At 39.1% G+C, this 13,723-nt stretch carries 16 protein-coding genes; 10 read left to right on the top strand and 6 right to left on the bottom strand.

All coding sequences use genetic code 11. The features are described from left to right. Nucleotides 1–27: 27 nt before the first annotated feature. The 5 genes from DK207_RS05445 to DK207_RS05425 form a co-directional block, all read right to left on the bottom strand. Nucleotides 28–612 carry a TMEM175 family protein gene (locus tag DK207_RS05445; protein ID WP_109440285.1) on the bottom strand — a complete coding sequence of 195 codons (585 nt, stop codon included), beginning with the start codon at nt 610–612 and terminating at the stop codon, nt 28–30. Between the two features lie 9 nt (nt 613–621). Next, nucleotides 622–1,329 (bottom strand): YoaK family protein, encoded by a 708-nt coding sequence (locus DK207_RS05440; protein WP_109440284.1) that lies wholly within the window; start codon nt 1,327–1,329, stop codon nt 622–624. 266 nt (nt 1,330–1,595) lie between these two features. Continuing rightward, nucleotides 1,596–1,763 carry a DUF1427 family protein gene (locus DK207_RS05435; protein ID WP_109440394.1) on the bottom strand — a complete coding sequence of 56 codons (168 nt, stop codon included), beginning with the start codon at nt 1,761–1,763 and terminating at the stop codon, nt 1,596–1,598. 55 nt (nt 1,764–1,818) lie between these two features. After that, nucleotides 1,819–3,687: an amidohydrolase gene (locus DK207_RS05430; protein WP_109440283.1), complete on the bottom strand. Its 1,869-nt coding sequence runs from the start codon at nt 3,685–3,687 to the stop codon at nt 1,819–1,821. A 67-nt stretch (nt 3,688–3,754) separates the two neighbouring features. Further along, nucleotides 3,755–4,441, bottom strand: a complete 687-nt coding sequence (locus tag DK207_RS05425; RefSeq protein ID WP_109440393.1) for a hydrolase — start codon at nt 4,439–4,441, stop codon at nt 3,755–3,757. 179 nt (nt 4,442–4,620) lie between these two features. Here DK207_RS05425 and DK207_RS05420 point away from each other — a divergent pair, with 179 nt between their 5' ends. The 10 genes from DK207_RS05420 to DK207_RS05375 all read left to right on the top strand — a co-directional run bounded on the left by DK207_RS05420 (nt 4,621) and on the right by DK207_RS05375 (nt 13,196). Beyond that, nucleotides 4,621–5,514 carry a LysR family transcriptional regulator gene (locus DK207_RS05420; RefSeq protein WP_109440282.1) on the top strand — a complete coding sequence of 298 codons (894 nt, stop codon included), beginning with the start codon at nt 4,621–4,623 and terminating at the stop codon, nt 5,512–5,514. A gap of 137 nt (nt 5,515–5,651) precedes the next feature. Continuing rightward, nucleotides 5,652–6,587, top strand: coding sequence for an ABC transporter ATP-binding protein (locus DK207_RS05415; RefSeq protein ID WP_109440281.1), 936 nt, complete (start codon nt 5,652–5,654; stop codon nt 6,585–6,587). Then, nucleotides 6,584–7,357: an ABC transporter permease gene (locus DK207_RS05410; protein ID WP_109440280.1), complete on the top strand. Its 774-nt coding sequence runs from the start codon at nt 6,584–6,586 to the stop codon at nt 7,355–7,357. Before DK207_RS05415 ends, DK207_RS05410 begins: the two co-directional genes overlap by 4 nt. Further along, nucleotides 7,354–8,169 (top strand): NADPH-dependent 7-cyano-7-deazaguanine reductase QueF, encoded by an 816-nt coding sequence (queF, locus tag DK207_RS05405; RefSeq protein ID WP_109440279.1) that lies wholly within the window; start codon nt 7,354–7,356, stop codon nt 8,167–8,169. The genes DK207_RS05410 and queF overlap by 4 nt, the downstream gene beginning before the upstream one ends. 33 nt (nt 8,170–8,202) lie before the next feature. Beyond that, nucleotides 8,203–8,862: a hypothetical protein gene (locus DK207_RS05400; RefSeq protein WP_109440278.1), complete on the top strand. Its 660-nt coding sequence runs from the start codon at nt 8,203–8,205 to the stop codon at nt 8,860–8,862. Between the two features lie 153 nt (nt 8,863–9,015). Then, on the top strand, nt 9,016–10,158 hold the full coding sequence (gene rodA / locus DK207_RS05395) for a rod shape-determining protein RodA (RefSeq protein ID WP_109440277.1): 1,143 nt from the start codon (nt 9,016–9,018) through the stop codon (nt 10,156–10,158). A gap of 19 nt (nt 10,159–10,177) precedes the next feature. Continuing rightward, complete coding sequence (mltB, locus tag DK207_RS05390; RefSeq protein WP_109440276.1) at nt 10,178–11,179, top strand: lytic murein transglycosylase B; 1,002 nt, start codon at nt 10,178–10,180, stop codon at nt 11,177–11,179. Between the two features lie 333 nt (nt 11,180–11,512). Continuing rightward, entirely contained in the window at nt 11,513–12,124 is a 612-nt protein-coding gene (locus DK207_RS05385; RefSeq protein WP_109440275.1) for a septal ring lytic transglycosylase RlpA family protein, read from the top strand. Nucleotides 12,125–12,278: 154 nt separating this feature from the next. Continuing rightward, the gene (locus tag DK207_RS05380; RefSeq protein WP_109440274.1) at nt 12,279–12,731 is read left to right on the top strand and encodes a DUF962 domain-containing protein; all 453 of its coding nucleotides are present in this window, start codon (nt 12,279–12,281) and stop codon (nt 12,729–12,731) included. 51 nt (nt 12,732–12,782) lie between these two features. After that, on the top strand, nt 12,783–13,196 hold the full coding sequence (locus DK207_RS05375) for a hypothetical protein (protein WP_109440273.1): 414 nt from the start codon (nt 12,783–12,785) through the stop codon (nt 13,194–13,196). A gap of 28 nt (nt 13,197–13,224) precedes the next feature. Here the strand turns inward: DK207_RS05375 and DK207_RS05370 are convergent, their stop codons facing one another. Then, complete coding sequence (locus tag DK207_RS05370; protein ID WP_109440272.1) at nt 13,225–13,695, bottom strand: DUF3465 domain-containing protein; 471 nt, start codon at nt 13,693–13,695, stop codon at nt 13,225–13,227. Nucleotides 13,696–13,723 lie beyond the last annotated feature (28 nt).

Below are 13,723 nucleotides of genomic sequence, written 5' to 3'. Positions count from 1 at the left end.
TTTCCTCTCACCCAATCAGCATAACCCTCATTCTTGTTTTGCTGAACAATAATCTTCAATATGCTTATTTGGAAAGAACCACAATACCGCCAACAAGATCAGGATAAATAAAGTAATACGGGTATCAACAAAACTTAAAAAAATCGAACTGGCGTACAATACAACAGAAGCAGCAAGTTTCTTATCTTTGCCCAAGACTTTCCGAGCTATAGAGGTATCACCCTGCTCGCGCATAATCAACCGCTCGAGAATATCATAAGACAGTGAACACATGAATAAAATAAAAGCAAAAGCCGCTGTAGGTATAGCTGCATAATTGCTTTGAGCTGACCAAGCGGTTGTATACGGTATCAGGGTCAACCAAAAAATCAGATGCAGATTAATCCACATGATTTTTCCATTCACAGTTTTGACTAATTGAAATAAATGGTGATGATTATTCCAATAAATCCCAAGATAAATAAAACTCAGTACATAACTTAGGATGGTATGTAACTCATGTTGTAAAGCGGCAAAAGTATTGCCCTGCGGAATATTAAGTTCGATTAACATTACGGTAATGACAATTGCAATCACACCATCACTTATTGCTTCCAATCTGCTTTTATTCATTTCTATACTCTAAGTTTCAGGCATGATAAAGCGGTTTTGAGAAGCTAAAAATGACAGATACAAGACGGGTAAAATAAAGAAAGCAACACTCCAGAAATCTAAATAAACATAGAGCAATGCACCTAAAAAAGCCCCAATCACGAAACCTAAAACAATACTTAGACTATGCTCAAGCTTACTACGATGGTCTGCGGTACGATTCCGAAGATAATTTGAAATATCAATACCAAGTTGGGTGGTGTTCCCTGTCATCATTGTGCTTGGACTAATGTGCTTAATCAGTGTTTTACTTGAGGTATTACGTATCGCCAAAGCAATAAGTCCCAATCCCCCTGTCACCGCAATGGTAATACTATCTGGATCAGTAAATGGTTCGAAGTAAATACCTGCCAACATAAAAGCTGTGAGGAAAATCGCTTCTGCTAGAAATAAAGCACATAAGGTTTTACTTTTCTGACTGCTTTTATCAATCAAATATTTCGTAATTGCTACAGTAAGAATAAATAGCGGAATAGCAGCTAGTTTGATCCATAAGCCTGCACCACCTTTCACCCACGCTGCGCCAGCCAACACCAAGTTACCTGTCACATGTGCTGTAAAAAATCCAAATAAGGCAATAAAACCAATGGTATCGATCGCACCACCAACGATAGTCAATAGAACAGGATCACGGCATGTACGCCAGACGCTATGTTTTTTTTCAAATTCTGTTTGCATCATTTCCACCTAATTTATTATTTCTTACACTGTTTGATTAGAAGTTTAAACGTGAGTTCAGTCCAAAAACCTATGCTGGATTTTTTAGAATCTATGATTTGATTGTCTTCATTTTCCGAATGTAACTCTGTTCGCAATCGCTTATTAAGTTCTGTTCTAACTACTCCTAATCTCATCAAATTATTGGATTGCGCATCCAATAATCTTTTTACAGATCAGAGCAAGATTGATTTTTCTGAACCATTTATAAAACCTAACTGTATCGATTATGAGGGGAAAATATCTTTGATCAATGGAATAAGCTTTTCACCTACCACCATCCCCAACAATCCAACTAAAGCAACAATGGGTGGAACTGGCGAGCGTACATTCAAAACGTAATACAACACCCCCACCAGCAGTCCCACACCTAATGATAAGAAATACATTTTCATGGCAGCAATCTCCGAGGTATGACGTAATAAAGTCATACCTCAGCAAAAGAAATCGTTAGAAAGCGAAGCACGAACAACCTAAAGCTCCCCAAAAAGATTTTTTATCTTTCACTGGGACATCGAGAACCCATGCATGACTATGACCATGCATGCCGCAACTATTGGTACATGCACAAGCGGCTGACTTAGCTTGCAATGGTTGATGAGACGGCGCATTGCGATTTTCTGTAGCTCTCCAATACCCACCAAATTTTCTCACAGGCGACCATGTTGGCGAGGCTGGAGGTAAAGGTGAATCATCCTGTTTAAATTCAGCACCCGCATATACGATTTTTCCACCTAATACGGTCATTACTGATTCAATATTTTTTATTTCTTCAGCCTCAATTGAGAAATAATCATCAGATAGCACAACTAAATCAGCTAACTCACCTTGCACCAAAGCACCCTTCACATCTGCTTCCCCTGAGAACCATGCCGAACCTTTGGTCCAAAGTTTCAATGCAGTCTGACGGTCTAATAAATTTTTCTCATCGTATAACGGTAATCCACCCACAGTTTTTCCAGTGGTTAACCAATATAGACAAACCCAAGGATTATATGAGGCAACTCGGGTTGCATCTGTACCTGCTCCGACTGGCACACCTAACTCAAGCATCTTTTTCACGGGTGGCGTAGCTTTGGCTGCATCCGCACCATAACGGTCGACAAAGTATTCACCTTGGAAGGCCATACGATGTTGAATTGCGATACCGCCACCCAAAGCACCAATTCGCTCAATGTTCTTTTCTGACACCGTTTCTGCATGATCAATAATAAATCGAGTGGCAAACGGTTTACGCTCATTGACTTGCTCAAAGACATTCAGAAAACGCTCAATACTTTCGTCATAAGTGGCATGAATACGAAATGGCCATTTCTTCTCAGCGAGCAATTCCACGATGCGCTCTAATTCAGCATCCATACCCTTGGTGAGTTCTGGACGAGGTTCTAGAAAGTTTTCAAAATCAGCAGCAGACCATGTCAAATTCTCGCCCGCACCATTCATTTGTAAAAAAGCATCGCCATCTCCAGGAAAGGTCATCTCAGTCCACTTTTGATAATCCTGATATTCCTGACCTGCTTTCTGCGCAAATAAGTTATAAGCAACACGTACCGTCATTTGCTCTTTTTGGTGCAAATGTTGTATCACATCATAATCTTCGGGATAGTTTTGCCCACCACCGCCCGCATCAATTAATGAAGTAATTCCTAAACGATTTAGCTCACGCATAAAGTGACGTGTTGAATTGACTTGATCGTCACGTTCAAGAATTGGTGCTTTGCCCAAAGTTGAATACAAAATCATCGCTGAAGGTGTTGCCAACAATAAACCTGTCGGTTCACCTTTTTCATTGCGTTGAATCGTGCCTCCTGGTGGATCAGGCGTGTCTTTATTAAAACCAAGCGCATCTAAAGCAGCACAATTGAGCATCGCTTTAGCATATAGATGTAAAATAAATACTGGTGTATCAGGCGCCGCTTTATTGATCTCATCCAATGTCGGTAGACGACGTTCAACAAATTGAAATTCATTCCAACCACCAACTACACGTACCCATTGAGGAGCTGGTGTATTTTCAGCCTGCTCTTTCAACAACCGTAATGCATCAGCAACTGAGGGAACACCTTCCCACCGTAACTCCATGTTATAATGCAAACCACCACGAATTAAATGCAAGTGACTGTCATTTAAACCAGGAATTACGCGACGACCATTTAAATCAACAACTTTCGTAGTCGATGTCGCCATTTTCATAATTTTATCGTTATCATCAACGGCAATGATCTTGCCCGCTGTAATTGCAATTGCCTGAGCCTCAGGTTGCTGTGGATTCAACGTGGTAATTTTTGCATTTCTTAGAATTAAATCAATTTGAGCCATTTTTTACCCCACTTTTTTTTGTGATAAGGAAAAAGAAAGGCATGAAATCCTGCCTTTCAATGATCTATTATTTTGCAGGAACAGGTGACATAACTTGGTGATGCGTTGTTGTACGTTCTGGTGCTTTATGTACCATCGTATAAGCATAGTCCACACCCATTCCATAGGCGCCCGAATGTTCACGTACAATAGCCATCACAGCATCATAAGTTTCACGGTGCGCCCAGTCACGTTGCCATTCCAGTAAAACCTGTTGCCAAGTCACTGGCACTACTCCCGCTTGAATCATCCGTTGCATCGCATAATCATGAGCTTCTTTTGAAGTACCACCAGACGCATCTGCCACCATATAAATTTCATAATCACCTTCAAGCATTGCACCGAAAGCAAAGGTATTATTACAAACCTCTGTCCATAAACCAGACACAATCACTTTTTTGCGATTATTTTTTGCTAATGCATCACGAACTTTTTGGTCATCCCATGAGTTCATTGACGTTCGTTCAAGTAAAGGCGCATCAGGAAAAACATCTAATAATTCTGGATAGGTGTGACCTGAGAAACTTTCTGTTTCAACCGTTGTAATCGTAGTTGGAATACCGAAAACTTTCGCAGCTTTTGCTAAACCAACTGTATTATTTTTAAGAACTTGGCGGTCAATTGATTGTACCCCAAAAGCCATTTGCGGTTGATGGTCTATAAAAATGACTTGGCAATTTGTTGGTGATAATTGTTCTAAAAGTGATTTGTTCATTTTCAAACTCGACATACTGACTGTAAACGATGTCGTTCTATGAAAACAAAACTGGCTGTAAAAAAATAGATAGCAAAATTGAATCAATTTGTCTGCGATTTGAATACAATCAGAAACATACTTGCTTCGTTTATCTAAATGCATGAATATCCATTTAATAACATTTAAATGGATAAATCATGGATAGAATCGACTGCATCAATACTTTTTTAAGCGTCGTTGAACATGGAAATTTTAGTATTTCAGCTAAACATTTAAATATTTCACGAGATTTAGTTTCTAAAAGAATTCAGTATCTTGAAAATGATTTAAAGGTTTCACTTTTTATCAGAACAACACGTCGAATGAATCTCACGCCCTGTGGAGAAAAGTTCTATCAACATGCCAAAGTCATGATGAGTGAATTAGAATGGGCAAAATATGAGATTAGTTATGATCAACAATATCCAGAAGGTGAGTTAAAAATTAATGCGCCCCTCTCGTTTAGCCGTGATGTATTGACAAATATCATTTCAGATTTTATTCAACAATTTCCCTTCATTAAAATCGACTTATATCTTACGGATAGCTTTGTTGATATTTACGAACAACAATTTGACTTGACTCTAAGGGTCGATGACACAGCAGATCACAACTTCCAGAACACTGTGATTGGAACTTACAAACGTAGCTTCTATGCATCAAAGGATTATCTGGAAAAAAAAGGAATACCGAATACAATCGACGAGTTAAAAAAACACGATATCCTGCTGTATAGCCAAAAAAACAGCCACAATAAAATCACCCTTAGGAGAAATGAAACAACAGAGTTGATCCAATGCTATCCAAAATTTATCTGTAATAATGGCGACCTATTACTAGATTTATGCACCAAAGGTCACGGGATCGTCTTTTTACCTGATTTTATTGCAAAAAAATATTTTGATGCTGGTGAGATTTGCAGATGTTTGGAGGACTATCATAGCCCAATGATGAACTTTTACGCGCTTTATCCAAATGGTCAAAACATTTCAAAAAAATTGCAGATTTTTATTGATTTCCTCATTAAACAATTTAAATCAATTAACACTTAATTTTATTTGAGGTAATCGGTTCCTCTGCTCTGTGAAACCCTGTTCTATATATAGAACAAGATAAACCACTTTTACACTTGGTTTCTTGTTCCATATCGCTCAGAATACCCATTCTATTTAATAACGTGAGACGTTTTATGACTGATGCTTTGGTATTGAGCGATTTGTCCAAAACTTATCGTAATGGTTTTCAGGCGTTAAAAGGTATTAACTTAACCGTGCCTGAGGGTGAGTTTTATGCATTATTAGGACCTAATGGTGCAGGTAAATCAACCACGATCGGTATCATCAGCTCACTAACCAAAAAAACATCGGGTTCAGTCGAGATCTTTGGCCACAATTTGGATACTCACCCTTCACACGCAAAACAATGTTTAGGTGTTGTTCCACAAGAATTTAACTTCGGTCAGTTTGAAAAAACTTTTGATATCTTGGTGACACAGGCGGGTTATTACGGCATTCCTAGAAAATTAGCCGAACAACGTGCAGAGTATTATTTAGAAAAACTCGGGCTCTGGGAAAAACGTAATATTCAATCACGTATGCTTTCAGGCGGTATGAAACGCCGCTTGATGATTGCACGTGCCATGATGCATGAACCGAAACTGCTTATCCTCGATGAACCAACGGCCGGTGTAGATATCGAATTACGTCGTTCAATGTGGGAATTTTTGACTGAGATGAATGAAAACGGCACATCCATCATTCTCACCACACATTATCTCGAAGAAGCCGAAATGTTGTGTCGTCGCATCGCCATTATTGATCGTGGTGTGATTAAAGAAGACACCTCGATGAAAGGCTTCTTGAACCAGCTCAATGAAGAATCGTTCATTTGTGATTTGGCTGAACCTATAAATCACATGGATTTAAATATTATTGGTTTCAAATTTAATTTGATTGATCAAGTAACGCTAGAAGTCACTATGGATAAAGCACATACCATGAATGACTTATTCTTGTTATTGCAATCACAAAACATTCAAGTCAGTAGTATGCGCAACAAATCTAATCGCTTGGAAGAATTATTCGTCAAAATGGTTGAAAAAAATCTTACAGGAGCGGATCAATGAACTTTAGTCAGTTACAAACCGCACTGTGGACTTTAGTTGTTAAAGAAATACGCCGTTTCATGCGTATTTGGCCACAAACCTTACTCCCGCCTGCAATCACCATGAGTTTATATTTTGTGATTTTTGGCAATCTGGTGGGTTCACGTATTGGGGAAATGGGTGGCTTTAGCTATATGCAATTTATTGTGCCTGGCTTAATCATGATGGCAGTCATTACCAACAGTTATGCCAACGTTTCATCAAGTTTTTTTAGTGCGAAATTCCAAAAAAGCATTGAAGAATTGATCATGAGTCCCGTGCCATTACATTTAATCCTTTGGGGCTATGTAATTGGTGGGGTGTGTCGTGGTGTCTTGGTTGGCTTGATTGTGACCTTGATGAGCTTGTTCTTTACCCACTTAGAAATTTATAATTTCTTTGTGACAATATATACCGTCATCATCACCTCGTTATTGTTCTCTCTGGGTGGTTTTATCAATGCTGTCTACGCAAAGTCGTTTGATGATATTTCTATTATTCCAACCTTTGTGTTAACACCCCTTACCTATTTAGGCGGTGTTTTCTATGCGATTAGTGCATTAAGCCCATTTTGGCAAAACCTATCTTTAATCAATCCGATTGTATATATGGTCAATGCTTTCCGCTTTGGCATTTTAGGGCATAGTGACGTTAATGTTTCCTTTTCTTTGGGCATTGTGACACTCTGCTGTATCGTCTTGTATGCAATCGCTTATCATTTATTAGCTCGTGGTTCAGGAATGCGTGAATGAGTGTTGAACATTCTCAATTGGGTAAAGAAACCCAATACCCAACTCAATATCAACCTGAGGTTTTATTTCCTATCTCTCGTGCCGAATCTCGTCAGCAATATGCAGATGTTGAAGGGATCACTCAAGGTAAAGACTGGTGGCATGTATTTGAGATTTCATGGCTCAGCTCACTAGGCTTGCCACAGGTCGCGATTGGCCGTTTAACACTGCCTGCTAGCTCACCTAATTTAATCGAATCGAAGTCGCTCAAACTTTATTTCAATAGTTTGAATTTTACTAAATTTGAATCGAAACAAGCATTCATTGAAACTGTCGAGCGTGATCTATCCCTTGCCGCAGGTGCAAAAATTGAGCTGCAACTCTTTCAAGTTGATGATTTAGAAATATCTAAACCAACAGGTATTTGTATCGATGACCTGATACCTGATCGCTTGTCTGAGCATCCAGATGCAAGCCTGCTGCGATTAGATGCCGACGAAAATGAAGAGCTCGAAATTGAACTGTACTCGCACTTGCTTAGAAGTAATTGTCCAGTCACGGGTCAACCTGACTGGGGTACAGTTTTTATTCGTTTTCAAGGCAAAAAACCTTGTTATCGTAGCCTATTAGCCTATATTATCTCCTACCGTCAGCATAATGGTTTTCATGAGCAATGTGTTGAGCAGATATTCGCTGACATATGGAAATTGCTCGGACCTCAAAAGTTGATGGTCTATGCGACTTATACTCGCCGTGGTGGATTGGATATTAATCCATGTCGAGTATCAGATGTGTCATGGATGCCTGAGCCAATTCGCTTGGCACGACAATAAAACGAATAAATTTGATATAGAGGACGTTCTTCAATGACCAGTTATTTCGGTATTCTTCCATCAGAAAGCTTGAGTAAAGACATTCAACTTGCACAAGCCAATCGTGACAGCAAAGAACCACAATACCCTTTACGTGACAAAATTTCTCTACAGCTTACTGATGAGTTAATTGACACTATGTTGGTTCATCTGGTTCAACAATTTCCACCAAGTGAAAAGCGTGACACGACTGAAGGACTTGCAATTAAAATCCGTAGCATTGTTGAAACCTTGATGAAACAGCTTCTAGGTAAAACCTCTAACGAACAAGTCTTAGAATCTTTAGCGTTTATGGAAAAAAGTTTGTTTACTGATAATGAGGGTAAACAACGTATTGGTACAGTTTTACCAGATAGTCTTGTTACAGAAATGAAGAAAAGCTTTGCTGAAGTTCAAGCTGGTAACGGTAAAGCCCAACGCGATGCTTTAACCCAACAGTTTAAGTCTTTTGCAGATGCGCTTATTCAACACTTTATGACTGAATACAACAAGACTCTTGGTTTAGGTATGGTTAAACGCGGTGTTGCAAGTGTAGCAACCAGCGGTGTTGAAACTGCTGTACATATTGTAATCAAAAAACTTATCCCAAGCTTGAGTCAAGAAGAGCTAGAAGTATTTACTAAGCACTTTGATCAGTTGTTGATTCAAAAATAAGCCAACATTTTTATCAAAGCGACGATTTTAAAATCGTCGCTTTTTTTATGCTGATTTAAAACCAAGAAGTGTCACAATTTCTAAATTTTCATTGTCTAAATTAGCGTTTATGTTAGCATTCCCAAAGCCTTGATTTACCTGATCTAGATTCGCATGTCCCCAAGCTCACAATACAAATTTTTACGTCATGCACCGCGTGATGGCTTAAGCACCGCGACACAGCCCTCTCGTTGGCAACAGCTCCATATTGACCCATGGCTTTGTCTATTTTTGATCTTAAATGCCATTCTTGGGCTGACGATCTTATATAGCGCTTCAGCACAAAATGTGGGCTTGGTTAGCAGACAAGCCATCAGCTTTTGTATTGGCTTTGTGGTCATGTTGAGCTTGGCACAGATACCACCCAAAGTTTATCAGGCATTTTCACCCTATTTTTATGCTTTCGGGGTTTTGTCCTTACTGGCCGTGATGATTTTTGGTGAAGTGCGTATGGGGGCACAACGTTGGATCGATATCCCAGGCTTTGGAAGCGTGCAACCCAGTGAATTTATGAAAATTGGCATGCCGATGATGATCGCATGGTTTTTGTCTCGTAAAGCGCTTCCACCTAGTTTCTCTCAGGTATTTCTATCCCTTATCCTGATTCTTATTCCATTTATACTGATTGCTGAACAGCCTGACCTAGGTACATCGCTGTTGGTAATTGCAAGCGGGATTTTTGTACTTTTCTTGAGTGGTTTATCTTGGAAATTAATAGCCGCTGCTGCGGGTGCAGTTGCAATCGTGATACCAATTGCATGGCACTTTTTATTACATAATTACCAAAGGCAACGTGTGCTGACCTTATTAAATCCTGAAGCAGATGCTTTAGGCACAGGCTGGAACATTATCCAGTCCAAAACTGCGATTGGCTCTGGGGGGTTCTCTGGCAAGGGTTTTCTGGAAGGTACTCAATCCCATCTGCACTTTCTCCCTGAAGGCCATACCGACTTTATTATTGCCGCTTATTCAGAAGAGTTTGGCTTAATTGGCGTGACCCTGCTGATCCTTTTATATTTCGCAATTATTTTTAGAACTTTTCAAATTGGTCTACAAAGTTTCCATAACTATGGTCGTTTAGTTGCAGGCGCCTTTGGTTTGTCATTTTTTGTTTATGTATTTGTAAATGCAGGCATGGTCAGTGGTATTTTACCTGTAGTGGGTGTGCCTTTGCCTTTTATGAGCTATGGCGGAACTGCAATTATTACACTTATGGCGACTTTTGGACTGGTTATGTCTATTCATACGCATCGATAACGAGGAATTTAATAAACATATGTTGAATAACACTTTAAGTAAAACAGTTCGACTTCTTAGCTTGAGTGCGGGTTTATTCTTAAGCTGTAATTGGGTTCATGCCAATGAGTTTTACTCCCATCCCAATTATTTGGCTTTTAAACAAAAAACAATGTCAACATATGGCTTGAGTAGCGAGCAAGTTGATACAGCCATGAGCGGTGCTCGCAATCTACCTAATATTTTAAATATCATGACACGTCCAGGTGAAAGTAAACCTTGGTACGAATATCGTTCTATGTTTTTGGTCGAAGGTACAATTCAACGTGGTATCCGCTTTAAAAATCAGTATGAAGACGCGCTAAATCGTGCAGAACAACAATTTGGCGTCCCTAAAGCCGTCATCCTCGGTGTTCTAGGGGTAGAAACAGGCTACGGGGCAAATAAAGGCTCTTTCGTGACACGAGATGCTTTAGCAACGCTGGCTTTTGGTTATCCACGTCGAGCTGAATATTTTAGTGATGAATTATCCGCGCTCATCGCATGGACTTACAAAGAAGGCTATCCAACCAATAGCATCGTTGGTTCATATGCAGGAGCAATTGGTTACCCGCAATTTATGCCGAGCAATATCCAAAAACTGGGCGTCGATTATGATGGTAATGGTCATATTGATTTAAGAAACTCTGCTACTGATGCAATTGGATCAATTGCAAATTATTTAGCCAAGCATGGTTGGGAACGTGATCGCCCAATTGGCTTTCCAGCACGTTATCTCGGTAATGACCCTGAAAGTATTATTGCCAAAGATTTAACCCTTCCTACGCCTTATGGTGAGTTAAAACGACTAGGGATTGCGCCTGTTAATCCACTGGTAAAAATTGACGATTTAGATCTTGTGAATGTCATTCAGCTACAAGATCGTTCGGGTCCAATTTATTACATCACTTTTCCGAATTTCCAAGTGATTACAACCTATAACAGAAGTCGTATGTATGCGACTGCTGTATGGTTATTAGGCACTGAAGTAGCGAGTCGATAGACTAATTTTTCCAAACTTTACAAAAAGTCAATAAAAAAAATGGGTACAAAGCACACTAAATCAGCAAAATTCATATTTTGTTACAATATTGATCAATAAATGATCAATATTTGTGTGTTTTTGTACTTTTTGTTGCTATTTATCTCCAATGACTAGACACACTTCCTAAGCGATGAATATTATCCACACCAAGTGAACGGGCCGTTAAAACGCATAAAGTGGTTAAAACTGCCCTCCGAATTGCAAATTGCAAAAGTGAATAATTAGACATGTGCACTATATTTCAGGTTGTTCTGTTGAAATAGAAAAGCATGTTCTCTAGGAGTTTATACAATGCAGTTTTCGCTAAAATATATTCTAGCGCTGACGGCAGGCTTAAGTTTAAGCCCGTTACATGCTGAAATGGTTCAGTCTTCATCGTTGAACAGCGATGTTGAAGGTTCTAATTTGGCAGCCCGCGTTCTTAGCAAAGATTCTCAAAATTTTAATTCGCGTCTTTCTAACGTAAATAGTCTTTCAATCACTGAGCGCTCAGGTGACCAAGTACGTCGTCAAACGATCGCTGCTAAAATCGACATCCCTGAAGAAGAGCCTTCAGTGATTGAAAAACTGAATACAGTTGCATCAAACACTGTACGTAAGTTTAGTCAAACTGGTGTTGCTTCTTGGTATGGTCGTCAATTCCACGGCCGTAAAACTGCAAGTGGTGAAACATTCGATATGAATGCAATGACCGCTGCACACCGTAGCCTTCCGCTCAACTGCTATATTCGCGTAACCAATCGAGATAATGGTAAAAGTGTTGTGGTAAAGGTTAATGATCGTGGTCCTTTCCATGGTAACCGTGTACTTGATTTATCTTATGGTGCGGCGAAGCAAATCGGACTTACAAATGCAGGTCTGGGTAAAGTTAGTATCGAACGCGTTGATGGTCCAAATTCATAAGTTTAGATCATTCATTGCAATATAATTAAAGCCACCATGTGTGGCTTTTTTTATTGCCAATCTAAATAAAATATCCCTTTCAATCTTTTTGACGCTAAAGCGGTTCTTCGGTATATTGAAAAAAATAAAAAAATATTATTGCAAGGAGAGCGCTGTGAAATCGATCGATGAGTGGTTTGAAGAATATAGCGATAGTCATCAAAATCAGACCAACAAGAAAATCCATTGGGTTTGCGTTCCTGCGATCCTGTTTTCGATTATTGGGATCTTGGCGCATTTTAGCACCTTACTCACTGCTCTATTGCTTGTGCTCACTTTAGTTTTTTATGCACGTTTGGACATCGTACTTGCTGTCGCGATGGCTGCGCTTCTCGCAGTAATGGCATGGTTAATCATCATTCTTCCAGTCGGTGTCGGTTTTTATATTGGAATTTTTGTCATTGCTTGGATTGGTCAATTTTACGGGCATAAAGTTGAAGGTAAGAAACCATCATTCTTCAAAGATCTGCAATTCCTTCTGATTGGCCCTGTATGGTGTATGGATGCTTATTTAGCTAAAGTCCTACCTAAATGGAAATCTCGTCATAAATTGGCGCTTACAAGCTGATTTAGCGCATATCATGCAACAAGCCTCTAAATATTCAGGAATAGGATTTAAATGTCATATCAATTTGTAGGTTTTTTTGCATTAACCGAGCAAATGAAAAGCCCTTTTTCTCCTATTGACGGGGCTACTTGGAAAGATATCAAAGAACCATTCCATGGCATTGGGATAAAGCTCTCCCCGTCAATTAAAACGCCATCGTCACCAGATGAAATAAAAGCTCTTTTTAGAGCGATGAATATTAATCATGTTAGACAATGGCTTTTTATTGAATATGAGTGTTTTGGTGGCTCAATTGACTATATTTATGCACTTATTATGAAAAATGGTGAAATATATGGTCCAATTGAAGAGTCAGCACTTGAAAATGTTGAGAGAGCTTATATCAATTTAATCAATGAATTTGGCATCTCAAAGAAAGATGCTCTTCAATTTAAACCATTTGATCGAGATTTCTGGGATGAATAAATAATTCTTTCTCCTTAACCCTCATATATTATTGATACATTTTTCCTTTATATTTCAACCATCCATCAATATGTTTTCTTCTTGGGTCGTGGTGTGTCCAATGGATAACCCCACCTTTATTGTTATATTCATACACCCCATAAAACTCAACCGTTTCACCTTTTTGCAGCCCCTCTATTCGTGGTGCCAAGTCAATATTATGTGCAACCAATAGTGTCAAACCATTGTCCAATTGAAGAATGATTCGCTGATGCCTAGAGCCATCGTTATCATCAGGAAGAAGTGCCTTAACGCTCCCCTGTGAACGCACTTGAAGTTTACTTCGCTGTTGCTGAAAGGCTTGCATGATCTTGGCCTGATCATCAACAGGATGCCGCTCAACTGATGAGGAAACTTCTCCACGTTGTGTACTATTTTGCTTAAAATCCAAACCAACATAAGCAAATACCAGTAACGCAATGACAATCAATAAGATCCAATTATTTTTTTGAGTTTTCATTCTTACCTTTCTTTCGTTCACAATGTAA

The sequence above is a fragment of the Acinetobacter haemolyticus genome (assembly GCF_900406815.1).
GTDB lineage: Bacteria > Pseudomonadota > Gammaproteobacteria > Pseudomonadales > Moraxellaceae > Acinetobacter > Acinetobacter haemolyticus_A.
The sequence above is the reverse complement of the archived record's forward strand: the minus strand, read 5'-3'. Positions and strand labels throughout refer to the sequence as shown.

What these genes read in the sequence shown, in the direction of transcription:
- DK207_RS05445 (WP_109440285.1), bottom strand. Translation starts at nt 612, where the DNA reads ATGAATAAAAGCAGATTGGAAGCAATAAGTGATGGTGTGATTGCAATT.
- DK207_RS05440 (WP_109440284.1), bottom strand. Translation starts at nt 1,329, where the DNA reads ATGCAAACAGAATTTGAAAAAAAACATAGCGTCTGGCGTACATGCCGT.
- DK207_RS05435 (WP_109440394.1), bottom strand. Translation starts at nt 1,763, where the DNA reads ATGAAAATGTATTTCTTATCATTAGGTGTGGGACTGCTGGTGGGGGTG.
- DK207_RS05430 (WP_109440283.1), bottom strand. Translation starts at nt 3,687, where the DNA reads ATGGCTCAAATTGATTTAATTCTAAGAAATGCAAAAATTACCACGTTG.
- DK207_RS05425 (WP_109440393.1), bottom strand. Translation starts at nt 4,441, where the DNA reads ATGAACAAATCACTTTTAGAACAATTATCACCAACAAATTGCCAAGTC.
- DK207_RS05420 (WP_109440282.1), top strand. Translation starts at nt 4,621, where the DNA reads ATGGATAGAATCGACTGCATCAATACTTTTTTAAGCGTCGTTGAACAT.
- DK207_RS05415 (WP_109440281.1), top strand. Translation starts at nt 5,652, where the DNA reads ATGACTGATGCTTTGGTATTGAGCGATTTGTCCAAAACTTATCGTAAT.
- DK207_RS05410 (WP_109440280.1), top strand. Translation starts at nt 6,584, where the DNA reads ATGAACTTTAGTCAGTTACAAACCGCACTGTGGACTTTAGTTGTTAAA.
- queF (WP_109440279.1), top strand. Translation starts at nt 7,354, where the DNA reads ATGAGTGTTGAACATTCTCAATTGGGTAAAGAAACCCAATACCCAACT.
- DK207_RS05400 (WP_109440278.1), top strand. Translation starts at nt 8,203, where the DNA reads ATGACCAGTTATTTCGGTATTCTTCCATCAGAAAGCTTGAGTAAAGAC.
- rodA (WP_109440277.1), top strand. Translation starts at nt 9,016, where the DNA reads ATGTCCCCAAGCTCACAATACAAATTTTTACGTCATGCACCGCGTGAT.
- mltB (WP_109440276.1), top strand. Translation starts at nt 10,178, where the DNA reads ATGTTGAATAACACTTTAAGTAAAACAGTTCGACTTCTTAGCTTGAGT.
- DK207_RS05385 (WP_109440275.1), top strand. Translation starts at nt 11,513, where the DNA reads ATGCAGTTTTCGCTAAAATATATTCTAGCGCTGACGGCAGGCTTAAGT.
- DK207_RS05375 (WP_109440273.1), top strand. Translation starts at nt 12,783, where the DNA reads ATGTCATATCAATTTGTAGGTTTTTTTGCATTAACCGAGCAAATGAAA.
- DK207_RS05370 (WP_109440272.1), bottom strand. Translation starts at nt 13,695, where the DNA reads ATGAAAACTCAAAAAAATAATTGGATCTTATTGATTGTCATTGCGTTA.